General features: G+C 67.7%; 18 protein-coding genes and 1 tRNA gene. 4 read left to right on the forward strand and 15 right to left on the reverse strand.

Going from position 1 to position 23,668, the window contains the following annotated elements; translation table 11 throughout:
• Nucleotides 1–387: 387 nt before the first annotated feature.
• Entirely contained in the window at nucleotides 388–786 is a 399-nt protein-coding gene (locus tag G6045_RS41390) for a M48 family metalloprotease (protein ID WP_235967803.1), read from the forward strand.
• Here G6045_RS41390 and G6045_RS11345 read toward each other — a convergent pair.
• The 10 genes from G6045_RS11345 to G6045_RS11395 all read right to left on the reverse strand — a co-directional run bounded on the left by G6045_RS11345 (nucleotide 765) and on the right by G6045_RS11395 (nucleotide 14,138).
• Entirely contained in the window at nucleotides 765–4,664 is a 3,900-nt protein-coding gene (locus tag G6045_RS11345) for a DNA-directed RNA polymerase subunit beta' (RefSeq protein WP_165331758.1), read from the reverse strand. The genes G6045_RS41390 and G6045_RS11345 overlap by 22 nt on opposite strands.
• A gap of 97 nt (nucleotides 4,665–4,761) precedes the next feature.
• Nucleotides 4,762–8,244 carry a DNA-directed RNA polymerase subunit beta gene (gene rpoB, locus G6045_RS11350; protein ID WP_165331759.1) on the reverse strand — a complete coding sequence of 1,161 codons (3,483 nt, stop codon included), beginning with the start codon at nucleotides 8,242–8,244 and terminating at the stop codon, nucleotides 4,762–4,764.
• 579 nt (nucleotides 8,245–8,823) lie between these two features.
• Entirely contained in the window at nucleotides 8,824–9,207 is a 384-nt protein-coding gene (gene rplL, locus G6045_RS11360; RefSeq protein ID WP_165331760.1) for a 50S ribosomal protein L7/L12, read from the reverse strand.
• A 114-nt stretch (nucleotides 9,208–9,321) separates the two neighbouring features.
• Nucleotides 9,322–9,852 (reverse strand): 50S ribosomal protein L10, encoded by a 531-nt coding sequence (rplJ, locus tag G6045_RS11365; RefSeq protein ID WP_165331761.1) that lies wholly within the window; start codon nucleotides 9,850–9,852, stop codon nucleotides 9,322–9,324.
• A 371-nt stretch (nucleotides 9,853–10,223) separates the two neighbouring features.
• Complete coding sequence (locus tag G6045_RS11370) at nucleotides 10,224–11,171, reverse strand: hypothetical protein (protein WP_165331762.1); 948 nt, start codon at nucleotides 11,169–11,171, stop codon at nucleotides 10,224–10,226.
• Between the two features lie 139 nt (nucleotides 11,172–11,310).
• On the reverse strand, nucleotides 11,311–12,039 hold the full coding sequence (rplA, locus tag G6045_RS11375) for a 50S ribosomal protein L1 (RefSeq protein ID WP_165331763.1): 729 nt from the start codon (nucleotides 12,037–12,039) through the stop codon (nucleotides 11,311–11,313).
• Between the two features lie 86 nt (nucleotides 12,040–12,125).
• Nucleotides 12,126–12,560, reverse strand: a complete 435-nt coding sequence (gene rplK, locus G6045_RS11380; protein ID WP_165331764.1) for a 50S ribosomal protein L11 — start codon at nucleotides 12,558–12,560, stop codon at nucleotides 12,126–12,128.
• Between the two features lie 166 nt (nucleotides 12,561–12,726).
• Nucleotides 12,727–13,584 carry a transcription termination/antitermination protein NusG gene (nusG, locus tag G6045_RS11385; RefSeq protein ID WP_165331765.1) on the reverse strand — a complete coding sequence of 286 codons (858 nt, stop codon included), beginning with the start codon at nucleotides 13,582–13,584 and terminating at the stop codon, nucleotides 12,727–12,729.
• Between the two features lie 86 nt (nucleotides 13,585–13,670).
• Nucleotides 13,671–13,958, reverse strand: coding sequence for a preprotein translocase subunit SecE (gene secE / locus G6045_RS11390; protein WP_165331766.1), 288 nt, complete (start codon nucleotides 13,956–13,958; stop codon nucleotides 13,671–13,673).
• Between the two features lie 107 nt (nucleotides 13,959–14,065).
• A tRNA-Trp gene (locus tag G6045_RS11395) sits at nucleotides 14,066–14,138 on the reverse strand.
• 215 nt (nucleotides 14,139–14,353) lie between these two features.
• Here G6045_RS11395 and G6045_RS11400 point away from each other — a divergent pair.
• Together G6045_RS11400 and G6045_RS11405 are read left to right on the forward strand one after the other, a co-directional pair.
• Nucleotides 14,354–15,577, forward strand: a complete 1,224-nt coding sequence (locus G6045_RS11400) for a pyridoxal phosphate-dependent aminotransferase (protein WP_165331767.1) — start codon at nucleotides 14,354–14,356, stop codon at nucleotides 15,575–15,577.
• Nucleotides 15,578–15,695: 118 nt separating this feature from the next.
• Nucleotides 15,696–16,715, forward strand: a complete 1,020-nt coding sequence (locus G6045_RS11405) for an adenosine deaminase (protein WP_165331768.1) — start codon at nucleotides 15,696–15,698, stop codon at nucleotides 16,713–16,715.
• Nucleotides 16,716–16,766: 51 nt separating this feature from the next.
• On the opposite strand, the gene G6045_RS11410 is transcribed toward G6045_RS11405, so the two are convergent.
• Nucleotides 16,767–17,357 carry a TetR/AcrR family transcriptional regulator gene (locus G6045_RS11410; RefSeq protein ID WP_165331769.1) on the reverse strand — a complete coding sequence of 197 codons (591 nt, stop codon included), beginning with the start codon at nucleotides 17,355–17,357 and terminating at the stop codon, nucleotides 16,767–16,769.
• 132 nt (nucleotides 17,358–17,489) lie between these two features.
• On the opposite strand from G6045_RS11410, the gene G6045_RS11415 reads away from it, so the two are divergent.
• Complete coding sequence (locus G6045_RS11415; protein ID WP_165331770.1) at nucleotides 17,490–18,131, forward strand: NAD(P)-dependent oxidoreductase; 642 nt, start codon at nucleotides 17,490–17,492, stop codon at nucleotides 18,129–18,131.
• Nucleotides 18,132–18,218: 87 nt separating this feature from the next.
• Here G6045_RS11415 and G6045_RS11420 read toward each other — a convergent pair whose 3' ends face one another.
• From G6045_RS11420 to G6045_RS11435, 4 genes are all read right to left on the reverse strand, one after another.
• Nucleotides 18,219–19,388 carry a serine hydrolase domain-containing protein gene (locus G6045_RS11420; RefSeq protein ID WP_165331771.1) on the reverse strand — a complete coding sequence of 390 codons (1,170 nt, stop codon included), beginning with the start codon at nucleotides 19,386–19,388 and terminating at the stop codon, nucleotides 18,219–18,221.
• Nucleotides 19,389–19,459: 71 nt separating this feature from the next.
• Nucleotides 19,460–20,881: a tetratricopeptide repeat protein gene (locus tag G6045_RS11425; protein WP_165331772.1), complete on the reverse strand. Its 1,422-nt coding sequence runs from the start codon at nucleotides 20,879–20,881 to the stop codon at nucleotides 19,460–19,462.
• Nucleotides 20,882–20,976: 95 nt separating this feature from the next.
• Nucleotides 20,977–22,032: a UDP-N-acetylmuramate dehydrogenase gene (locus G6045_RS11430; protein WP_165331773.1), complete on the reverse strand. Its 1,056-nt coding sequence runs from the start codon at nucleotides 22,030–22,032 to the stop codon at nucleotides 20,977–20,979.
• 68 nt (nucleotides 22,033–22,100) lie between these two features.
• Entirely contained in the window at nucleotides 22,101–23,555 is a 1,455-nt protein-coding gene (locus G6045_RS11435) for an MFS transporter (RefSeq protein WP_165331774.1), read from the reverse strand.
• Nucleotides 23,556–23,668: the final 113 nt, after the last annotated feature.

The following is a 23,668-nucleotide window of genomic DNA, read 5'->3' on the forward strand; positions in this document are numbered from 1 at the left end:
CCCCCGAGCCCCGGCCGCCCGCCGCACCCGACGACCAGGACTACCAGCACCAGCCCGGCAACCGGGTCCGCTACAAGACGTACCAGCGCGGCACCGACGCCACATCCGTCGGCCAACTGGCGCTCCACGTCCCGGGGTTCCTCATGAGCCTCATCGTGGTGGTGATGGTCTCCGCGATCCTGAACGCGCTCATCGGCCTCCCGTACTGGCTCCCGACCCTGGCCTGGCTCACCTCCGGCGCGCTGGTCTTCCACCGCCCCAGCGAGGACCGCTTCGCCCGCTGTCTCCTCAAGCTCAAGCGCCCTCTCCCCCAGGAACGCGCGCGCCTGGAACCGGTATGGCGCGAGGTGACGGTCCCGGGCAGGTGTCGACGGCCGCCGCTACGAACTGTGGACCGAGGAGAGCCAGGACCTCAACGCATACGCCGCGGCAGGCCATACCGTCGGCGTCTCCCGGTTCGCCCTGGAGAACCTGCCGAGCGCCCAGCTCGCCGCCGTACTGGCCCATGAACTCGGCCACCACACCGGCGGCCACGCCTGGTCCCTCACTGCTCGGCTACTGGTACTCGCCGGCCCTCAGCCGGCCACGGTGCTGCACACCATGCACGGCATGGACCAGCAGGCCCGCCACCAGGCCGCGCTCGCCGCCGGCAAACCAGTCGCCGAGCCCGGCGGACACCAAGCCCGGCGGACGCCGAGCCACAACGCCGAAGGGCGCCTACCCCGCCGAAGCGGGGTAGGCGCCCTTCAGTTCAGACGTACGCCTTACTGGTTGTACGGACCGTAGTCGTAGTCCTCCAGCGGAACGGCCTGGCCGGAGCCCGTGCCGAACGGCGAGTAGTCGATGTCGTCGTAGCCGACGGCCGAGTACATCGCGGCCTTGGCCTCTTCGGTCGGCTCGACCCGGATGTTGCGGTAGCGGGACAGACCCGTACCGGCCGGGATGAGCTTACCGATGATGACGTTCTCCTTGAGGCCGATGAGGCTGTCGGACTTGGCGTTGATCGCCGCATCCGTCAGGACTCGGGTCGTCTCCTGGAAGGAGGCGGCCGACAGCCAGGATTCCGTCGCCAGCGAGGCCTTGGTGATACCCATCAGCTGCGGACGGCCGGAGGCGGGGTGACCGCCCTCGGTGACCACACGACGGTTCTCGGTCTCGAACTTCGAGCGCTCGACGAGCTCGCCCGGCAGCAGCTCCGCGTCGCCGGACTCGATGATCGTCACGCGGCGCAGCATCTGCCGGATGATGATCTCGATGTGCTTGTCGTGGATCGACACACCCTGGCTGTTGTAGACCTTCTGGACTTCGCCGACCAGGTGGACCTGGACCGCGCGCTGACCGAGGATCCGCAGCACGTCGTGCGGGTTGGTGGCACCGACGGTGAGCTTCTGGCCCACCTCGACCGCGTCGCCCTCGCCCACGAGCAGACGGGCACGCTTGGAGATCGGGAATGCCGTCTCCTCGCTGCCGTCGTCCGGGGTGACCACGAGCTTCTTGGTCTTCTCGGTCTCCTCGATACGGACGCGACCCTTCGCCTCCGAGATCGGGGCGACACCCTTGGGCGTACGAGCCTCGAAGAGCTCGACGACACGGGGCAGACCCTGGGTGATGTCGTCACCGGCCACACCACCGGTGTGGAAGGTACGCATCGTCAGCTGGGTACCGGGCTCACCGATGGACTGGGCGGCGATGATGCCGACCGCCTCACCGATGTCGACCAGCTTGCCGGTGGCGAGCGAACGGCCGTAGCAGAAGGCACAGGTGCCGACCGCCGACTCACAGGTCAGGACCGAGCGGGTCTTGACCTCCTCGACGCCATTGGCGACCAGGGCGTCGATGAGCACGTCACCCAGGTCGACGTTGGCCGGCGCGATCACCTTGCCGTCGATGACGACGTCCTCGGCGAGCATGCGGGCGTAGACCGAGGTCTCCACGTCCTCCGTCTTGCGGAGCACGCCGTCCTCGCCCTTGACGGCGATCTTCAGCTTGAGGCCGCGGTCGGTGCCACAGTCCTCCTCGCGGATGATCACGTCCTGCGAGACGTCCACCAGACGACGGGTCAGGTAACCCGAGTCGGCGGTACGCAGGGCGGTGTCCGCCAGACCCTTACGGGCACCGTGAGTGGAGATGAAGTACTCCAGCACGGACAGGCCCTCACGGAACGACGCCTTAATCGGACGAGGAATGGTCTCGTTCTTGGCGTTGGACACCAGACCACGCATACCGGCGATCTGACGCATCTGCATCATGTTTCCTCGGGCACCCGAGTCAACCATCATGAAGATGGGGTTCGTCTTGGGGAAGTTCTCATTCATCGCCTCGGCAACCTCGTTGGTCGCCTTGGTCCAGATGGTGATGAGCTCCTGCGTGCGCTCCTGCTTGGTGATCAGGCCGCGCTCGTACTGCTTCTGGACCTTCTCGTCCTGCGCCTCGTAACCCGCGACGATGGCCTTCTTGGCCTCGGGGACGACGATGTCGGAGATGGCCACGGTGACACCGGAGCGGGTGCCCCAGTAGAAACCGGCCGACTTCAGGTTGTCGAGCGTCGCCGCCACGATGACCTTGGGGTAGCGCTCCGCGAGGTCGTTGACGATCTCGCCGAGCTGCTTCTTGCCCACCGAGTAGTCGACGAACGGGTAGTCCTCGGGCAGCAGCTCGTTGAAGAGCGCGCGGCCCAGGGTCGTCCGCAGCCGGAAGGTGTCACCGGCCTGGTACTCCGGCTCGCCTTCCTCGGCGACCGGCGGCACCCAGCCACGCGGCGGGATGGTGCCCACCGGGAAGCGGATGTCGATGGACGACTGCAGCGCGAGCTCGCCGGCGTCGAACGCCATGATCGCCTCGGCGACGGAGCCGAACGCACGGCCCTCGCCCTTGGTGTCACGGAGATCGCCGTCGGTGGTGAGGAAGAACAGACCCAGGACCATGTCCTGCGTCGGCATCGTCACCGGACGGCCGTCGGCGGGCTTGAGGATGTTGTTCGAGGAGAGCATCAGGATGCGCGCCTCGGCCTGCGCCTCCGCGGAGAGCGGCAGGTGCACGGCCATCTGGTCACCGTCGAAGTCCGCGTTGAACGCGGTGCAGACGAGCGGGTGGATCTGGATGGCCTTGCCCTCGACCAGCTGCGGCTCGAAGGCCTGGATGCCGAGGCGGTGCAGGGTGGGAGCACGGTTCAGGAGAACCGGGTGCTCGGCGATGACCTCTTCGAGGACGTCGTACACGACCGTGCGGCCGCGCTCCACCATGCGCTTGGCGCTCTTGATGTTCTGCGCGTGGTTCAGGTCGACCAGGCGCTTCATCACGAACGGCTTGAAGAGCTCAAGTGCCATGGCCTTGGGCAGACCGCACTGGTGCAGCTTCAGCTGCGGACCGACGACGATCACGGAACGCGCGGAGTAGTCCACACGCTTACCGAGAAGGTTCTGACGGAATCGACCCTGCTTACCCTTGAGCATGTCGCTCAGGGACTTCAGCGGGCGGTTACCGGGACCGGTGACCGGGCGACCACGACGACCGTTGTCGAAGAGGGCGTCAACAGCCTCCTGAAGCATGCGCTTCTCGTTGTTGACGATGATCTCCGGAGCGCCCAGGTCGAGCAGACGCTTCAGACGGTTGTTGCGGTTGATCACACGGCGGTACAGGTCGTTCAGGTCGGAGGTCGCGAAGCGGCCACCGTCCAGCTGCACCATCGGACGCAGGTCCGGCGGGATGACCGGGACGCAGTCCAGGACCATGCCCTTGGGGCTGTTGTTCGTGGTGAGGAACGCGGAGACGACCTTGAGGCGCTTGAGCGCACGGGTCTTCTTCTGGCCCTTGCCGGTACGGATGATCTCGCGGAGGCGCTCGGCCTCCTCGTCGAGGTCGAAGGTCTCGAGACGCTTCTGCAGCGCCGCGGCACCCATCGAACCGTCGAAGTACGTGCCGAAGCGGTCACGCAGCTCGCGGTAGAGCAGCTCGTCGCCCTCGAGGTCCTGGACCTTGAGGTTCTTGAAGCGGTTCCACACCTCGTCGAGACGGTCGATCTCGCGCTGCGCACGGTCACGCAGCTGCTTCATCTCGCGCTCGGCACCCTCGCGCACCTTGCGGCGCACGTCGGCCTTGGCACCCTCGGCCTCGAGCTCGGCCAGGTCGGTCTCGAGCTTCTTGGCACGCGCCTCGAGGTCCGAGTCACGACGCTGCTCGATCTGCTGACGCTCGACGGAGACGTGCGCCTCCAGGGACGGCAGGTCGCGGGTACGACGCTCCTCGTCCACGAACGTGATCATGTACGCGGCGAAGTAGATGACCTTCTCGAGGTCCTTCGGCGCGAGGTCGAGCAGGTAGCCAAGGCGCGAAGGAACGCCCTTGAAGTACCAGATGTGAGTGACGGGAGCGGCAAGCTCGATGTGGCCCATCCGCTCACGACGCACCTTGGCGCGAGTGACCTCGACGCCACAGCGCTCACAGATGATGCCCTTGAAGCGGACACGCTTGTACTTGCCGCAGTAGCACTCCCAGTCCCGGGTGGGACCGAAGATCTTCTCGCAGAAGAGCCCGTCCTTTTCCGGCTTGAGCGTGCGGTAGTTGATGGTCTCGGGCTTCTTGACCTCGCCGTGGCTCCACTGACGGATGTCGTCAGCGGTGGCCAGGCCGATCCGGAGCTCGTCGAAGAAGTTGACGTCGAGCACTATGCGTCAATCCCTCTCAGGGTTGTGTCTCAATCAATGGTCTGTACGGGGTCCGGGGTTCCGCCACCCGGCCGGCAGCCGGGTGGCGGGTGGCCCGTCAGACCTCTTCGACGCTGCTCGGCTCGCGCCGGGACAGGTCGATACCGAGCTCTTCCGCAGCGCGGAAGACGTCCTCGTCGGTGTCGCGCATCTCGATGGACATGCCGTCCGAGGACAGCACCTCCACGTTGAGGCAGAGCGACTGCATTTCCTTGATGAGCACCTTGAAGGACTCGGGAATGCCCGGCTCGGGGATGTTCTCGCCCTTGACGATGGCCTCGTAGACCTTCACGCGGCCGGTGACGTCGTCGGACTTGATCGTGAGCAGCTCCTGGAGGGCGTACGCGGCGCCATAAGCCTCAAGCGCCCACACCTCCATCTCACCGAAGCGCTGGCCACCGAACTGCGCCTTACCACCCAGCGGCTGCTGAGTGATCATCGAGTACGGTCCGGTCGAACGCGCGTGGAGCTTGTCGTCGACCAGGTGGTGCAGCTTCAGGATGTACATGTAGCCGACCGAGACCGGGTCCGGGAAAGGCTCTCCCGAACGACCGTCGAACAGCTGGGCCTTGCCGGACGGCTGCACCATGCGCACACCGTCACGGTTCGGGATGGTGTGCTCGAAGAGACCGGAGATCTCGTCCTCGCGGGCGCCGTCGAACACCGGGGTGGCGACGTTGGAGCCGGCGGTGACCTCGTCGGCGCCGATGGCCTTGAGGCGCTCCATCCACTCCTCGGAACCCTCGACCTTCCAGCCGCGGCTGGCGAGCCAGCCGAGGTGGATCTCGAGGACCTGGCCCGGGTTCATTCGGGACGGGACACCGAGCGGGTTGAGGATGATGTCGACCGGGGTGCCGTCCTCGAGGAACGGCATGTCCTCGACGGGCAGGATCTTGGAGATGACGCCCTTGTTGCCGTGACGGCCGGCGAGCTTGTCACCATCGGTGATCTTGCGCTTCTGCGCCACGTAGACACGAACCAGCTGGTTCACGCCCGGCGGCAGCTCGTCGCCCTCTTCACGGTCGAAGACGCGGACGCCGATGACCTTGCCGATCTCACCGTGCGGCACCTTCAGCGAGGTGTCACGGACCTCACGGGCCTTCTCACCGAAGATCGCGCGCAGCAGGCGCTCTTCCGGCGTCAGCTCGGTCTCACCCTTGGGCGTGACCTTGCCGACGAGGATGTCGCCGGCGACGACCTCGGCACCGATCCGGATGATGCCGCGCTCGTCGAGGTCCGAGAGGACCTCCTCGGAGACGTTCGGGATGTCCCGGGTGATCTCCTCCGGGCCGAGCTTGGTGTCACGGGCGTCGACCTCGTGCTCCTCGATGTGAATCGAGGAGAGGACGTCGTCCTGCACGAGGCGCTGCGACAGGATGATCGCGTCCTCGTAGTTGTGACCCTCCCACGGCATGAACGCCACGAGCAGGTTCTTGCCGAGGGCCATCTCGCCCTCTTCGGTCGAGGGACCGTCGGCGAGAACCTGGCCTTCGATGACGCGAGCGCCCTCGTCGACGACGACCTTCTGGTTGAAGGACGTGCCCTGGTTCGAGCGGGAGAACTTGGCGATGCGGTACGTGGTGTACGTGCCGTCGTCGTTGGCCACCGTCACGTAGTCGGCGGAGACCTCCTGGACGACACCGTCCTTCTCGGCCTTGATGACGTCACCGGCGTCGACCGCACAGCGGTACTCCATGCCGGTGCCGACCAGCGGCGCCTCCGCCTTAATCAGCGGGACGGCCTGGCGCATCATGTTGGAGCCCATGAGCGCGCGGTTGGCGTCGTCGTGCTCGAGGAACGGGATCATCGCGGTCGCGACCGACACCATCTGGCGCGGCGAGACGTCCATGTAGTCGACGTCGTCGCCCGGGATGTAGTCGATCTCGCCGCCACGACGGCGGACCAGAACGCGGGACTCCTCGAAGTGGAAGTCGTCCGTCAGCGGCGCATTGGCCTGCGCGATGACGAATCGGTCCTCCTCGTCGGCCGTGAGGTAGTCGACGTCGTCGGTGACGATGCCGTCGACAACCTTGCGGTACGGCGTCTCGATGAAACCGAACGGGTTGATGCGGCCGTACGAAGCGAGCGAGCCGATCAGGCCGATGTTCGGGCCTTCGGGCGTCTCGATCGGGCACATGCGGCCGTAGTGCGAGGGGTGCACGTCACGGACCTCGAAGCCGGCCCGCTCACGGGACAGACCACCGGGGCCGAGGGCGTTCAGACGACGCTTGTGCGTCAGCCCCGACAGCGGGTTCGTCTGGTCCATGAACTGGGACAGCTGCGACGTACCGAAGAATTCCTTGATCGACGCCACCACGGGGCGGATGTTGATCAGGGTCTGCGGCGTGATCGCCTCGACGTCCTGGGTCGTCATGCGCTCACGCACGACGCGCTCCATACGAGCCAGACCCGTACGGACCTGGTTCTGGATGAGCTCGCCGACGTTACGGATACGACGGTTGCCGAAGTGGTCGATGTCGTCGGTCTCGACGACGATCTCGCGGCCCGAGGCACCGACGGTCTCGGTCTCACCGGCGTGCAGCTTCACCAGGTACTTGATGGTGGCGATGACGTCGTCGGTGGTGAGTACGCCGGCGTCCAGCGGCTCTTCGGCGCCGAGCTTCTTGTTCACCTTGTAGCGGCCGACCTTCGCGAGGTCGTAGCGCTTCGGGTTGAAGTAGAGGTTCTCGAGCAGCGTCTGCGCAGCCTCACGCGTGGGCGGCTCGCCCGGACGCAGCTTGCGGTAGATGTCGAGCAGCGCGTCGTCCTGGCCCTGGGTGTGGTCCTTCTCCAGGGTGGCGCGCATCGACTCGTACTCGCCGAACTCCTCGAGGATCTGCTCGGTCGTCCAACCGAGAGCCTTGAGCAGGACGGTGACGGACTGCTTGCGCTTGCGGTCGATGCGGACACCGACCATGTCGCGCTTGTCGATCTCCATCTCCAGCCAGGCACCCCGGGACGGGATGATCTTGGCGGAGAAGATGTCCTTGTCGGACGTCTTGTCGATGGAGGAGTCGAAGTAGACACCCGGCGAGCGGACCAGCTGCGAGACGACGACACGCTCGGTGCCGTTGATGCAGAAGGTGCCCTTGCTCGTCATGAGCGGGAAGTCGCCCATGAAGACCGTCTGGGACTTGATCTCGCCGGTCTCGTTGTTGGTGAACTCGGCGGTGACGAAGAGCGGGGCCGCGTACGTGAAGTCGCGCTCCTTGCACTCGTCGATCGAGTTCTTCGGAGGCTCGAAGCGGTGGTCGCGGAAGGTCAGCGACATCGACCCGGAGAAGTCCTCGATCGGAGAGATCTCCTCGAAGATCTCCTCCAGACCGGACTTGGTGGGGACGTCCTGACCTGATTCCAGAGCGGCCTCGACCCGACTCTGCCAAGCGGTGTTGCCGAGCAGCCAGTCAAAGCTCTCGGTCTGCAGCGCGAGCAGGTTGGGAACCTCGAGGGGCTCCTTGATCTTTGCAAAGGAGATGCGCAGCGGGGCGGTGCTGGCGCCGTTGTTCGTAATCGCGGTCGAGGCAGTGCGCGAGGCGGCCAAGAGGGGGTCCTTCCGAGGGCTCGGACTCACTACGCGCGTACCGGTCCCAGGCTGAACGCGTCGACAGAAAACCCCAGGTCAGGGAAGGTCGGCCGACGAAGCTCAAGCATGGGCATGCCCCTGGTGACGGGCAGGAGGCAGCTAACAGGCAGCGCAAAGGGTCAGTGTAGCCACTAGGCCCACTGATGTCCAGTGCGGGTTTTCGACCGACCCACGAACACCTCGAATGCTGCTGTTGTGGCGCCCCCGGCAGACCCCTCGCCGGTGGACGCATATCCACACTGCCCAGTTCGTCTTCGATCCATGCCTCGGATCCGGATCGATGTGACGACGCGTCCTGAGAATTGCGCGCTGCGTGCGGTTCGTCAAGGCCCCCTGTCCCGTGGAGATCGTCACCGGGAGCCTTGGGGGGCCTGGGAGAGCACAACGAAGATCACCATACTCGGCCGCACCGCCAGCGCAAGGCAACCGTCACAGGAACGCCGAAGGGCGACCACCCATATGGGTGATCGCCCTTCAGTGTCTGCGCGTTACAGCCCTGGGGCCGTACTACGCGAAAGAGTCAGACGACTCGTGAAGTCACTTGACCTCGACGGAGGCGCCGGCAGCCTTGAGGGACTCGGCAGCCTTGTCAGCGGCCTCCTTGGCGACCTTCTCGAGGACCGGCTTCGGGGTGCCGTCGACGAGGTCCTTGGCCTCCTTGAGACCCAGCGAGGTCAGCTCACGCACGACCTTGATGACCTGGATCTTCTTGTCACCGGCGCCGGTGAGGATGACGTCGAACTCGTCCTGCTCGGCCTCGGCCTCGGCAGCGGCGGCCGGGCCCGCGGGGCCGGCAACGGCGACGGCCGCGGCGGCGGTGACGTCGAACTTCTCCTCGAAGGCCTTCACGAACTCGGAGAGCTCGATGAGGGTCATCTCTTCGAACTGCGCGAGGAGGTCGTCCTGGGACAGCTTCGCCATGATGGCGTCCTTCCACTAATTCGGCTGGTGCCGGAGTGTTGTTGAGTGGCGGGCGTACTTTCGGGCCCGCTGTGACCGCCGCCCTGATGGGCGTCAGTCATGACGCGAGCCGAATTACTCGGCACCGCCCTGCTCGGCCTGCTTGGCACGAAGCGCTTCCGCGGTGCGGACGAACTTCGACGGGAGCGCCTGGAAGACCTGAGCAGCCTGAGTCTGCTTGCCCTTCATGGCACCCGCCAGCTTGGCGAGCAGAACCTCGCGGGACTCGAGGTCCGCAAGCTTCTTGATCTCGTCGGCGGACAGCGCCTTGCCATCAAGGACACCGCCCTTGATGACGAGAGCGGGGTTGTCCTTGGCGAAGTCACGCAGACCCTTCGCCGCCTCGACCGGGTCACCGGTAACGAAGGCAACGGCCGTCGAGCCCTTGAGGTGCTCGTCCAGCGCAGAGAACCCGGCCTCCTGGGCCGCGATCTTGGTCAGCGTGTTCTTCACCACTCGGTACTGAGCGTTCTCGCCGAGAGAACGGCGGAGCTGCTTGAGCTGCGCCACGCTGAGTCCGGTGTACGAGGTGACAACAGCGGCGTTGGAGTTGCGCAGGTCGCGCGTGATCTCCTCGACAGCTGTGACCTTCTCGGTCGTCGCCATGAGCCTCGGCCTCCTTCCGGGGTGATGATCCTCGACTGACCTTCCGATCAGTCGCGTTCGCCGGACCGCCTGAATCAGGCACTTGGAGAAGGGGGCTCTGCACAAACAGGTCTGTACAAAACGAAACGCCCCGGCGCAGGCGCACGGGGCGTGAACTCAACCGGACGAAGTCCGGGAGTGCATTCCACAGTCACCTGCGCGGGTCGTCCGCTTACGCGGATCCTTCGGCCGCCGCACTCCCTGACGGGGGCACAGCAACGACCAGCGGTCTTTGGCTTCCTCGGAAGAGTACGCGAACGGATGCTTGTCGAGCAAATCGGGCCAGGAGCATCTACGATGCGCCCGGGCCGCTGCCTTACTGGAGCGTGGAATCAGCCTTCGAGGCCGCCCTCTTCCAGGCCGAGACCCTTGAGCTCCTCGAGCATCTTCAGGACATCGAAGGTCTGGGACGCCGGCGGCACCTCGACCTCGGCCTTGGCCCCGTAGTCGGAGAACGTCTGGTGGATCTCGACGGTGCCCTCCGGGGACTCCATCCCGACGTCCATCTTGACCGGGTAGCCGTCCTTGTTGACCCAGACCTCGGTGTCGTAACCCTCGATACCGGACTTCTCCATGTTCTTCAGGAGCTCCTCGCGGTCCTTGCCTTCGAGGAAGTCGAGGGAGTCGTTGGACTCCAGCATCTCCGCGACCGTCAGCTTGCCCTTGTAGTGGTCGGCCTTCTGGCCGGCCACCGTCTCGGTGCCGAGGTGCTTGAGGTTCTCGGACTCCAGGAGCAGGGCCATCTGCCGGGCCGGGTCCTGGTTCATGTTCTCCATGCCGCCCGTCAGCGCCTTCTGCAGCTGCGGGTCGGCGCCCTCTTCGGCCATCTTGTCGGCCATGGCGCCGAAGTCCATCTTCATCCAGCGCTTGCCGTCCATCTCGGCGAGCGCGGCTTTGCCCATGTCCATGTACATCACGTTGTCGCGCATGACCACGCGCATCTGCTCGGGCGCCTCCGGGTCCCCCGCGGTGAGCGCCGAGCCCGACATCGTCATGTCCAGGACGGTCGGGTCCCAGCCCATGACACCGGACATCTTCATGTCGCCCCCGCCGTCCAGGCCGGCCGGCATCGACATGGTCATCTCGACCTTGGCGGACTTCGCCTCGGCCGTCTTCTCGTACGCGGCCGTCAGCGTCTTGATCGCCGTCGTACGCGACTGGAACTTCGGCGCCTTGTCGGCGGCGGCCTTGCCGTCCGTCCCCGAGCTCTGGCAGCCGGCCACGGCGACCAGAGCGGCGGTGGATACGGCGGCCAGGCCTATGCGCTGGTACGTCCTCATCGGTGCAACCCCCCAGTGGTGCTTGTGAGTAGACAGTCAACGTAGCCGAGGCCACCGACACGTAGAAACGCAAAAACCCGGCACCGACAGCTCCGCAGAGCTGCCGATGCCGGGCAATGACCAGCTGTGAGCTTCAAGCTCAGACCGCGGCCGGGTCCTCCTCGGTGAGGAGGTTGCGGGTGCGGTTCGGGTCGACCGGAATGCCGGGGCCCATCGTGGTGGCGATGGCGGCCTTCTTGATGTAGCGACCCTTGGCGGCGGACGGCTTCAGACGGAGGATCTCCTCCAGGGCCGCGCCGTAGTTCTCCACCAGCTTGGTCTCGTCGAAGGAGACCTTGCCGATGATGAAGTGCAGGTTCGAGTGCTTGTCGACGCGGAACTCGATCTTGCCGCCCTTGATCTCGTTGACCGCCTTGGCGACGTCGGGCGTCACGGTGCCGGTCTTCGGGTTGGGCATGAGACCACGCGGGCCGAGGACGCGGCCGAGACGGCCGACCTTGCCCATGAGGTCCGGGGTGGCGACGACCGCGTCGAACTCGTTGAGGCGGTTGCCCGCCGCGATCTCGGCGATCAGCTCGTCGGAGCCGACGATGTCGGCGCCCGCGGCTTCCGCGGCCGCAGCACGGTCACCGGTCGCGAAGACCAGGACCCGGGCGGTCTTGCCGGTGCCGTGCGGGAGGTTCACGGTGCCACGGACCATCTGGTCGGCCTTGCGCGGGTCGACACCCAGGCGGAAGGCGACCTCGACGGTGCCGTCGAACTTGGTCGCGGAGGTCTCCTTGGCGAGACGGACGGCCTCGAGCGGGGCGTAGAGCTTCTCCCGGTCGATCTTGGCGTCCGCAGCGCGGAGAGTCTTGCTGCGCTTCACATCTACTCCTGAGGTTCAGGGTTGGAGTTCGTGGTGCGGACCAGCGCTGGCCCTACCACTACTTCAAAGGTCTTACGGGGGTGAGGTCAGCCCTCGACCGTGACGCCCATGGAACGGGCGGTGCCCGCGATGATCTTGGACGCGGCGTCCAGGTCGTTCGCGTTCAGGTCGGCCATCTTGGTCTCGGCGATCTCGCGGACCTGCGCCAGGGTGATCTTGGCGACCTTGGTCTTGTGGGGCTCGCCAGAGCCCTTCTCGATACCGGCGGCCTTGAGGATCATCTTCGCGGCCGGCGGCGTCTTGGTGATGAAGGTGAAGGAACGGTCTTCGTAGACCGTGATCTCCACCGGGATCACCCAGCCACGCTGCGACTCGGTCGCGGCGTTGTAGGCCTTGCAGAACTCCATGATGTTGACGCCGTGCTGGCCCAGCGCGGGGCCGACCGGCGGAGCCGGGTTGGCGGCACCGGCCTGGATCTGGAGCTTGATAAGCCCCGTGACCTTCTTCTTCTTGGGAGGCATTGCTCTCTCCGGGTCCTAGTGAGAGTGAACTGCCCACATCCGATCATCCGGATGGAGGCATACCGCACAACGATAACGGGTATCCATGCGCAGCTAAAAACCGAGCAGGTCAGACCGGCTTTGGCAGCCCGATCTGACCTGGTCGGAAGCGTGGGTCGAGAAGAAGCTAGTTCTTCTGGATCTGGTCGAAGCTCAGCTCGACCGGGGTCTCGCGGCCGAAGATCTCGACAAGGCCCTTGACCTTCTTCGAGTCGGCGTTGATCTCGTTGATCGTCGCCTGCAGCGTCGCGAACGGGCCGTCGGTGACGGTGACCGAGTCGCCGACCTCGAAGTCCAGAACCTGGACCTCGACCTTGCGCTGCGGAGCGGGCTTGCCCTCGGCCTCGGCGGCCTCGCGGGCGGCCTTCTCCTCGGCCTCCGGGGCGAGCATCTTGACGATCTCGTCCAGGGTCAGCGGGTACGGGTCGTAGGCGTTGCCCACGAAGCCGGTGACGCCGGGGGTGTTGCGGACGACGCCCCAGGACTCGTTGGTCAGGTCCATACGGACGAGCACGTAACCAGGCAGCTTGTTCTGCTTGATCGTCTTGCGCTCGCCGTTCTTGATCTGGGCGACCTCTTCCTGCGGCACCTCGGCCTGGAAGATGAAGTCCTCGACGTTGAGCGAGACGGCGCGCTGCTCGAGGTTGGTCTTCACGCGGTTCTCGTAACCGGCGTAGGTGTGGATCACGTACCACTCGCCGGGCAGCGTGCGCAGTTCCTCGCGCAGGGCGGCGATCGGGTCGACCGGCTCGACGGGCTCCTCGTCGGCGACGTCCTCGGCGGCGGCCTCGTCGGCCTCCGTCTCGGCGACGGCTTCGGCTTCGTCCTCGACGTGCACGGCCGCTTCTTCGGCGGACTCGCCGGCAGCGGCGTCGGCAGCTTCGGCCTGGTCCGGGTCCACGGAGTCCGCCGCCTCGACGATGTCGAGCTGGTCCTCTACGGACTCGATCGACTCGCTGGCGTCGTTCAGGTTCGGGTCAGACACGGTGGCTGCTTCTTCCTGGCTACAAAATGGGGGTGGAACGCGCGAAAGGGACGCCGAAGGTAACGGCGTCCTTGTCGCTGTGGCTTCTAACCGAAGATGTACTTGACGGCTTCGGAGAAGCCATAGTCAATCACGGTCACCAAGCCGATCATGATGACAACGAAGACAATCACCACTGTGGTGTATGTCGTCAGCTGGTTGCGAGTCGGCCAGACAACCTTGCGGAGTTCGGCGACGATCTGGCGGTAGAAGATCGCGAGACGGCCCAGGGGGCCCTTCTTGCCTCGCTTGCCGCCCTTACGAGCCTTCTTCTTGGACTCGGTCGCCTCGTCCGGGGCATCAGGCGTGTCGATGGAGCCCACGGCGTCCGTCACTCGTATTCACCTGATTCCGGGTCGTGGCCGTGCCGCGCCCGGGAGAGCCGCACGGCGGTGCTTTGCAGTACGTACATGCGCACACATCCTGGCGATGGAGTGTGTAGCAGGGCCGGAGGGACTTGAACCCCCAACCGCCGGTTTTGGAGACCGGTGCTCTACCAATTGAGCTACGACCCTTTGGGTTCCCCCCAACGTACCGCATCCCAACAGTCGCACGGGGTGCGGTAGGTGGGAGCGGCCTGTGAGGGCCAACGAGGGATGAGTGTACGTGGTCCGGGCCGTGCCGTCGAACAGGTACCTGTCCGCTGCCCATCAGACACCTGTCCAGGGGCGATGTCCGCTCCTCGGAACTCATGTGCTCGGGGCTGTGCGGGTCTGGAACGATGGGGCGCATGAGCGCTGCAACCCCACCCACCGAACGCCGTATCTCCCGCAGGATCGGAGCGATCTCCGAGTCCGCGACCCTCGCCGTCGACGCCAAGGCCAAGGCCCTCAAGGCCGCCGGCCGGCCGGTGATCGGCTTCGGCGCCGGTGAGCCGGACTTCCCGACGCCCGACTACATCGTCGAGGCCGCCATCGAGGCCTGCAAGAACCCGAAGTACCACCGGTACACGCCGGCCGGCGGGCTGCCCGAGCTCAAGGCCGCGATCGCCGCGAAGACGCTGCGCGACTCGGGTTACGAGGTCGAGGCCGCCAACGTACTGGTCACCAACGGTGGCAAGCAGGCGATCTACGAGGCCTTCGCGACGATCCTGGATCCGGGCGACGAGGTCATCGTGCCGACCCCGTACTGGACGACGTATCCCGAGTCGATCCAGCTCGCGGGCGGTGTCCCGGTGTTCGTGACCGCGGACGAGACGACCGGCTACCGGGTCTCCGTGGAGCAGCTGGAAGCGGCCGTCACCGAGAACACCAAGGTGCTGCTCTTCGTCTCCCCCTCCAACCCGACGGGCGCCGTCTACACCCGCGCGCAGGTCGAGGAGATCGGCCGCTGGGCCGCCGCCAAGGGCCTGTGGGTCCTGACCGACGAGATCTACGAGCACCTGGTGTACGGCGACGCCGAGTTCGCGTCCCTGCCGGTGGTCGTGCCCGAGCTGCGCGACAAGTGCATCATCGTCAACGGTGTGGCCAAGACGTACGCCATGACCGGCTGGCGCGTGGGATGGGTCATCGGCCCGAAGGACGTGGTCAAGGCCGCGTCCAACCTGCAGTCGCACGCCACCTCCAACGTCTCCAACGTCGCGCAGGTGGCCGCCATCGCCGCCGTCTCCGGTGACCTGTCGGCCGTCGACGAGATGAAGACCGCCTTCGACCGGCGCCGCCAGACCATCGTGCGGATGCTCAACGAGATCGACGGCGTCCTGTGCCCCGAGCCCGAGGGCGCCTTCTACGCGTACCCCTCGGTGAAGGGTCTGCTCGGCAAGGAGATCCGCGGCAAGCGCCCGGAGACCTCCGTCGAGCTCGCCGCGCTCATCCTGGACGAGGTCGAGGTCGCGGTGGTGCCGGGCGAGGCCTTCGGTACGCCGGGTTACCTGCGGCTTTCGTACGCGCTCGGTGACGAGGACCTCGTCGAGGGCGTCTCGCGGATCCAGAAGCTGCTCGCCGAGGCGCGCTGATCCACTCATGGCCTACGGGCCCCCGGCTTCGGCCGGGGGCCCGTTTGTTCGTTCGGGCAAGTACTCGTTGGTGGAAAGCGGCTACCGGGACGCCTGGTGCGTACGGCAGGATCTTCAGATGGAGCGTGTACGTGACGTACGGCTGTTGCCGAAGGCCCATCTGCATCTGCATTTCACCGGGTCGATGCGGCCCACGACCCTGCTCGAACTCGCCGACAAATACGGGGTGCATCTGCCCGAGGCGCTCACCGGCGGAGAGCCGCCGAAGCTGCGGGCGACCGATGAGCGCGGGTGGTTCCGGTTCCAGCGCCTCTACGACATGGCGCGGTCCTGTCTGCGGGAGCCCGAGGACATTCAGCGCCTGGTCAGAGAGGCCGCCGAGGAGGACATCCGGGACGGGTCCGGGTGGCTGGAGATCCAGGTCGACCCGACCTCGTACGCTCCGCGGCTCGGCGGTCTGATCCCGGCGCTCGAGGTCATCCTCGACGCGGTGGACACGGCTTCACGGGAGACCGGGCTCGGTATGCGTGTCCTGGTCGCCGCGAACCGGATGAAGCACCCGCTGGACGCGCGCACGCTGGCCCGGCTCGCGGTGCGGTACGCGGACCGGGGCATCGTCGGGTTCGGTTTGTCGAACGATGAACGCCGGGGCATGGCAAGGGATTTCGACCGCGCCTTCGCGATCGCGCGCGAGGGCGGTCTGCTCGCGGCGCCGCACGGCGGTGAGCTCACCGGTCCCGCGTCGGTACGGGACTGTCTCGACGATCTGCACGCCTCGCGGATCGGGCACGGGGTGCGGGCCGCCGAGGATCCGCGGCTGCTTAAGCGCCTTGCCGACAGGAGTGTGACCTGTGAGGTCTGTCCGTCGTCCAATGTCGCGCTCGGGGTCTACGAGAAGCCCGAGGACGTACCGCTGAGGAAGCTGTTCGAGGCCGGGGTGCCGATGGCGCTGGGGGCGGACGACCCGCTGCTCTTCGGGTCCCGGCTCGCGGCGCAGTACGAGCTGGCGCGGGCGTACCACGGATTCACGGACGCCGAACTGGCGGAGCTGGCGCGGCAGTCGGTGCGTGCGTCGGCCGCGTCCGACGACGTACGGGACAAGCTGCTCGCCGGGATCGACGACTGGATCGTCGGCTGACGTGGGTTGCGGGCTGACTCCCGGGCCGACTCGCGCCGGCCGAGGGGGCCGCTAGCCGATCCCCGCCAGGAGCGTGCGGACGAGGTCACGCGCGAACTCGTCCGCCGCAGGGGGCGGGAACTGGCCTGCCGCGTCGTACGCGAAGGCGCGCTGGGCGCAGGCGCCGAGGAGCAGGGACGCGGCCGCGTAGGTGTCTGCTTCCGGGCGGATACGGCCTGCCACCTGCTCGGCACGGAGATAGGCGTCCAGGCCGACGATCGGCATGTGAGGGCCCGTGCCCATCTCGCGCATGGCCGCTTCATGGCGGGTCTTGAGCTGGGTCTCGGCGTACAGGGAAGCGGCGATCGGGAAGCTCTGCTCGTAGAACAGCGCGGCCTCGTGGGCGATACGGACGAGGTTCTCCTCGATGGAGCGCGCGCTGGGGTTTCCGGCCAACTGGTCCAGGAGCGGGGCGAGCCGGGGCAGCCGCTCCTGCAGGACGGTCACGAAGAGCTCCTCCTTGCTGGTGAAGTGCTTGTAGAGGGCGGCCTCGGAGCAGCCGGCCTCCTTCGCGATGACCTTGGTGGTGGCGCGGGCCAGGCCGACGCTGAGCATCAGGTGATGGGCGGCGTCGAGGATGCGGGCTCTGGCCGGTTTTTGCATGAGGGCTCCTGTGGGGCTTGACGGGTGAGTGAATGCTTACCCACTCTAGGGGTGAGTGAATACTCACCCACCCCGGGTGGTGAGTGAGTGTTCACCGACCGAAGTGAGTACTTACCCACCCGAGGAGGGGCCATGAAGCTCACTGTTTTCGGTGCGACCGGCGGGATCGGGCAGGAGATCGTCCGGCAGGCGCTGGCGGCGGGACACCAGGTCACGGCGGTCGTACGGGATCCTGCCCGGCTGTCCGTGCAAGGGGAGCGCCTTGAGGTCTTCCGGGCCGACCTGTCGGATGCCGAGGGCCTGCGGGCTGCTGTCGCCGGGCGCGACGCCGTGCTTTCGGGGCTCGGGGCACGCGGCATGAAGGACGCACGCGACGGGGTAGCGGCCCGGCTCACGCGGCCGGTGCTGCGGGCCATGGAGGCGGAGGGCGTGCGGCGGCTGCTCGTGGTCAGCGCCGCGCCGCTCGCCGGTGCAGCGGCGGAGCGCGAGCCGGCGGTGGACCGGGTGATGTTCCGGGTGATCAGCCGGGTGCTCAAGCCGGTGTACGACGATCTGCGGGTGATGGAGGACGAGTTGGCCTCCAGCGCGACCGACTGGACCTCGGTGCGGCCGCCGAAGCTGGTCGACAAGCCGGTGACCGGCACGTATCGCACGCGGACCGGCGGCAATCCGCGCAGTGCGCGCACGATCGGGCGGGCGGATGTGGCGCACGCGATGCTGGCGCTGATCGACGACCCGGGGACCGTCAAGCAGGCGGTCGGTGTCGCGTACTGAGGTGGTGGTCGGCAGCTGCTGAGGGGGCGGTCGGCAGCTGCCGCGTCAGGCTGTGCGACTGCCGGGTCAGGCCGGGCGGCTGCCGCGTCAGGCCGGGCTCCTGCCAGACATGTTCGTCAGGTGCCAGAACTCCTCCAGGAGGGTCGGCGGGGTCGGTCCGCCCAGCTCGACCTGCGTGAGCAGGATGCCGACCGCGCCCGTGGCCGGGTGGAGATGGGCCGAGGTGCCGGTGCCGCCGACCCAGCCGTAGCGGCCGGGGGCGTTCCACGGGTGGGCCGCCGCGAGGTCGACTCCGGCGCCGTAACCCCAGCCCTGGCCTTCGAGGAACAGGTCGCTGCCCACCCGCTGAGCTTCGGTGAGCTGGTCGGTGACCATGGCGCGGACCGAGTCCGGGGACAGCAGACGGTGGCCCGCGTCCGAGGTGCCTTCGGCGAGCATCATGCGCGCGAAGGCGTGCCAGTCGTCGACGGTCGAGACCAGCCCGCCCGCGCCGGAGAGGAAGGCGGGCTCGCTGCTCCACTGCCCGTCGGGGGCGTCCACCAGCTCCAGGCCACCGCCGTCGGGGTTGTTGCGGTAGTGCGAGGTGAAGCGGTCCAACTCCGTTGCGGGGACGGAGAATCCGGTGTCCTGCATGCCCAGCGGCTCAAAGATCCGCTCGGCGAGGAAGTCGCCGAGCGACCGCCCCGAGACCCGGGCGATCAGCACGCCCTGGAGCTCGGAACAGGTGTTGTAGAGCCAGGTGTCCCCCGGCTGGTGCAGCAGCGGGACCCGGGCGAGGGCCGCCATCCACTCGTCGGTGGCGGCGACTTCCTGCGGCCTCGGCGGCCCCTGCTTGAGCTCGGTGAAGAGCGGGGCGAGGGCGGGCTTGGAGAAGTCGGACGTGAAGCCGTATCCGGCCGTGAAGTCGAGCAGATGGCGGACCGTGATGGGGCGGACGGCCGGGACGGTGTCGTCCACGGGCGCGTCCGGGGTACGGACGACCCGCGGCTTCTCCAGCTCGGGGAGCCAGGGTGCGACCGGATCGTCCAGACCGATGCGGCCGTCCTCGATGAGCATGAGGACGGCCGCGGCGACGATGGGCTTGGTGATGGAGGCGATACGGAAGATCGTGTCGCGGGCCATGGGGGTGCTGGAGCCGACACCTGCCGTACCGGCCGCCTGCACCTCCACGCGGCCACCGTGAGCGATCAGGGCCACGGCTCCGGGGACGGCACCTTCGTCCACGTATCGCTGGAGGAGGGTGTGCAGAGCGGTCATGGGTCTCCCTCTCGTCGGCTGTCGAAAGGGAGACCTCGGTGGGGCCTGAATCTCATCGGGCCCCACCGGACTCAGGCTGTGCCCCGGTCGGTGGGGTGGAGGGTGGCTTCGCGTAGTTCGCGGGTGAGGTGAGGCAGGGAGACGTGGTCCGCGACCGCGGGGGTCGCCACAATGCCCAGACTTCCCTTGTCGATCCAGATGCAGAGGGAAAGGGGCCTTTGGTCGAGGCGGTAGCGCATGCATTCCATGCGGCCACCGAGCGACCCCGGGTCCGCCTTCCAGAAGTCCTCCGGTTCGCCCAAGGCAGAGAAACCACTGCGCATGGCGGTGATCAGCTCGGCCGGGTCTTCGCTGTGCAGGTCGCCGGTCGCACCGAAGAGGAGGAAGGCCACGCCCTTCTCCTTGGACGAGTAGACACCGGAGAAGGAGCGGGCCCCGGGCGGCAGAGGCGTGCCGGCCACCCGCTCCTCCATGGCCGCGCTCACCTCATCCCCCGTGTGCAGCGGAAGGCCGAGAAACGACTCCGGCACCGACGCCTCATACCGCGGATACTCCGCCGCCCGCGCGGCGTACCACCCGACGGACCCGGTCACCGACCCGAAGGCCACAAGGACCGCGACCGCCCCGATCCACCGCTCACGCCGCGTGGCGGACGGAACGTCGGGGGCACCCGGTGCCGGCTCCCGGTAGTCGACGGGCAGCCGCGCTCGGGCCCGGACGCGGGCGCGGCGCAGCAGGTACTGCTGCTGCAGCGCGGGCAGCAGGACCAGAACGGCGGAGTACGCCAGCGGCGCGGGCAGGTGGAGCGCGGGCGCCCCGAGGGCGATGGCGGCCCCGAGCAGGGCCGCCAGCAGGGCGTATGTGTACGGCGTTCGCACCACGATGCGAGCGAGCAGGGCGCTGGGCCGGGCCAGGCCCACCAGCGTCTCCGCGCGCACCGCGAGGCGGCGGTCGTAGGGCCAGGCGGCTGCCGCCTGCTCCGCGTGCTCGGCGGCGGTCCGCACGTCCACGCCACCGGACAGGGCACTGCGTGCGTCGTAGCGCTGGACGGTGGCGGGCTCGGGCCACTTGGTACCGGTCTCCCCGGCCCGGTAGAGCTCGCGCGCCTGCGGCGAATCGGGCGCGAGTTCCTCGACCCGGGCCGCCGCGGCCCTGCCGCGTGACACCCGGCCCGGCTCGTCGAGGGCGTCGCCAGCCAGGCCGAACTCGGCGTAGGCGGCGAGCAGGTCCAGGTCGTCGGGGAAGGTGACCAAGCCCATCCGGAAGGCGCGCTCGGCCTGCTTGTCGTGATCGTCCTCGTCCTCGCCGGCATGAGCCCGGCCGAGGACCAGATACAGCCCCGGATACGGCCCGAACGCGTCGAGCCCGTCCTGCGCCTGCGTACGCGCCGCCTTGAACTCCCCCGCCCGCAGCAGCGCTTGAGCGCGCCCGATGGCGAGCTGCGCGGACTGGCCGTCCACGGGCAGCACGAACTGCCCGTCCTTCTCCTGCATCTGTGAGTCCCCACCCCTGATGTGCTGTCGCCGATCAAGTCGGCGCAGTCACTATCAGGGGCACCCCGCAGCGAGGTCAAGCATGAATCCCCAGCTCAGAGGGATACGCCGACCATCACCGGCTCGTTGACCAAGGTGACCCCGAAGGCCTCGTGGACACCGGCGACGACCTCGCGGGCCAGCGCGAGGAGGTCCTCCGTGGTGGCCGCGCCCCGGTTCGTCAGGGCCAGGGTGTGCTTGGTGGAGATACGGGCCGGGCCCGTGCCGTACCCCTTGGTAAAGCCGGCCTTGTCGATCAGCCAGGCGGCCGAGGTCTTCGTCCGCCCCTCCCCCGCCGGGTACGCGGGCGGGGTGACGTCGGCGCCGAGGCGCTCGTGGGCGCGCTCCAGGAACGCCTCGTACTCACCCGCCGTCAGGATCGGGTTGGTGAAGAACGAACCCGCCGACCACGTGTCGTGGTCCTCCGGGTCGAGCACCATGCCCTTGCCGGCGCGCAGCTTGAGCACCGTCTCGCGGGCCTGCCCGAGCGGGACGCGGTCACCGGCCTCGACGCCGAGGGCGCGGGCGGTCTCCGGGTACTTGAGGGGGGCGCTCAGACCGCCGGCGTCCTCGAGTGCGAAGCGGACGCGCAGGACGACGTAGCGCTCCGGGTCGGACTTGAAGCGGCTGTGGCGGTACGAGAAGGCGCATTCGGCGTTCGAGAGGGTGACCGTCTCGCCGGCTTCGCGGTCGTACGCGATCACCTCGGTGATGGTGCTGGAGACCTCCTGGCCGTACGCCCCCACGTTCTGGATCGGGGTCGCGCCCGCCGATCCTGGGATGCCGGCCAGGCACTCGATGCCCGCGAGGCCCGCCTCGACGGTGCGGGCCACGGCGTCGGTCCACACTTCGCCGGCCGCCAGCTCCAGCTGCGTACCGTCGAGTTCGAAGCCCTGGGTGGCGATCCGCAGGGCCGTACCGGCGAAGCCCTTGTCGGCGACGATCAGGTTCGAACCGCCGCCGACGACGAGGAGCGGGGTGCCCGACGCGTCGGCGGCGCGCACGGCGTCGACCACCTCGGCGTCGGTGGTCGCGGTGATCAGGCGGGCGGCCGGGCCGCCGAGCCGGAAGGTGGTCAGTGGGGCGAGCGGGGCTTCGTGGAGTTCCTGCACGCGCTCAAGGGTACGGTCCGGGGCCGACAGCTCCCGGACCGTACCCTCGTGCCTTCCGGCTCGGCGCCTCACGCACCAATCAGTTCGCGGCTCTCCTCATGGGCCTCACCGTCGAGCACGGCGGTCTTGCTCCGGCGCGGGATCGCCAGCGCGGCGAGGGCCGCCACGGCCACCGCCGCAGCGCCCGCCCACAGCGCGGGCTGCAGTCCGTCGACGAAGGTCTGCGCGGCCCCGTAACCGCCCTGCGCCGAGAAGACGGCCGCGAGGGTCGCGATGCCGAGGGCGCCGCCGACCTCGCGCAGCGCGTTGTTGGCGCCGGAGGCGATGCCCTGTTCGGAGGGGCGGACGCTGGACATGACCAGGTTCGCTGCGGGAGCGAAGAACAGCGCCATACCGATACCGCTGATGATCAGGGCAGGGAGCTGCGCCGCGTACGAGACATCGGGGCTGAGGATCATCGCGAACCAGGCGAGGCCGATCGCCTGAAGGGCCAGGCCCGCGGCCACCACCGGACGGCCGCCGATGCGGTCGGAGAGATAGCCCGCGATCGGCGCGACGATCATCGGCATCCCGGTCCAGGGCAGCATCCGCAGGCCGGCCTCGGTGGGCGAGTAGTGGAGTACGTCCTGCAGGAACTGGCTGAGCAGGAAGATCGAGCCGAACATCCCGAGGAACATCAGCAGGCTCGCCGCATTGATGCCGGCGAAGGCGCGGTTGCGGAACAGCCGCATGGGAAGCATCGGGTTCTCGGCGCGGATGCCGTGGCGTACGAAGGCGGCGAGCAGCAGTCCGCCGCCGATCAGGCCGGCGAGGACCTGGACGCTGGTCCAGCCGTCGATGTTGCCGCGGATCAGGCCGTAGACGATGCCGAACAGACCGCCGCTGGCGAGCACGGTGCCGGTGATGTCGAGCGGGGCGCCGTTGCCGTACGACTCCTTGAGGCGCAGCCGGGCGAGCGGCAGGAGGGCGAGGCCGAGCGGCACGTTCAGCCAGAAGATCCACTGCCAGGAGATGTGCTCGGTCAGACTGCCGCCGATGAGCGGACCGCTGGCGACCGCGAGGCCGTTGACCGCGCCCCAAATGCCGTACGCCATCCCGCGCTTGGCGGCCGGAACGGCGGCTGTGAGCAGGGTCAGCGTGAGCGGCATCATGATCGCGGCGCCGACGCCCTGGACGGCGCGGGCGGCGATCAGGGAGTCGATGCCGGGGGCGAGCGCGGCCGCCGCGGAGGCGCCGGTGAAGATTGCGAGACCGACGAGGAAGAGCTTGCGCCGGCCGAAGCGGTCACCCAGTGCGGCGCCGAACATCAGCAGGACGGCGAAGGTCAGGGTGTACGCGCTGACCGTCCACTCCAGGTCGTGCATCTCCCCGCCGAAGTCCGCGCGGATCGCGGGCAGGGCGGTCGTCACGACCAGGTTGTCCAGGGCCGCCATGAATCCCGCGACGCTGGTGATGACGAGGGCCCAGACGACTCCCCCGCGCCCTGTGGTGGTCTCGGTATCGGTCTCTGCTCGCTGTGACATTGCTTTCCCCTCCGGCCAGTTGATTAGTTATTGATGACTAACTTCTGCGGGCACAAAAGTGCGCACCCTTCTGATGCCGCGCCATGCCGTCGTGCCGTTGTGCCGTGCCGCTT

It is taken from the genome of Streptomyces mesophilus (assembly GCF_011044995.1).
Lineage (GTDB): Bacteria > Actinomycetota > Actinomycetes > Streptomycetales > Streptomycetaceae > Streptomyces > Streptomyces mesophilus.

Excerpts from the sequence above, each read along its gene's own strand:
- rplL (WP_165331760.1), bottom strand. The coding sequence starts at position 9,207 with ATGGCGAAGCTGTCCCAGGACGACCTCCTCGCGCAGTTCGAAGAGATG.
- rplJ (WP_165331761.1), bottom strand. The coding sequence starts at position 9,852 with ATGGCGACGACCGAGAAGGTCACAGCTGTCGAGGAGATCACGCGCGAC.
- G6045_RS11370 (WP_165331762.1), bottom strand. The coding sequence starts at position 11,171 with ATGAGGACGTACCAGCGCATAGGCCTGGCCGCCGTATCCACCGCCGCT.
- rplK (WP_165331764.1), bottom strand. The coding sequence starts at position 12,560 with ATGCCTCCCAAGAAGAAGAAGGTCACGGGGCTTATCAAGCTCCAGATC.
- G6045_RS11400 (WP_165331767.1), top strand. The coding sequence starts at position 14,354 with ATGAGCGCTGCAACCCCACCCACCGAACGCCGTATCTCCCGCAGGATC.
- G6045_RS11405 (WP_165331768.1), top strand. The coding sequence starts at position 15,696 with ATGGAGCGTGTACGTGACGTACGGCTGTTGCCGAAGGCCCATCTGCAT.
- G6045_RS11410 (WP_165331769.1), bottom strand. The coding sequence starts at position 17,357 with ATGCAAAAACCGGCCAGAGCCCGCATCCTCGACGCCGCCCATCACCTG.
- G6045_RS11415 (WP_165331770.1), top strand. The coding sequence starts at position 17,490 with ATGAAGCTCACTGTTTTCGGTGCGACCGGCGGGATCGGGCAGGAGATC.
- G6045_RS11420 (WP_165331771.1), bottom strand. The coding sequence starts at position 19,388 with ATGACCGCTCTGCACACCCTCCTCCAGCGATACGTGGACGAAGGTGCC.
- G6045_RS11425 (WP_165331772.1), bottom strand. The coding sequence starts at position 20,881 with ATGCAGGAGAAGGACGGGCAGTTCGTGCTGCCCGTGGACGGCCAGTCC.
- G6045_RS11435 (WP_165331774.1), bottom strand. The coding sequence starts at position 23,555 with ATGTCACAGCGAGCAGAGACCGATACCGAGACCACCACAGGGCGCGGG.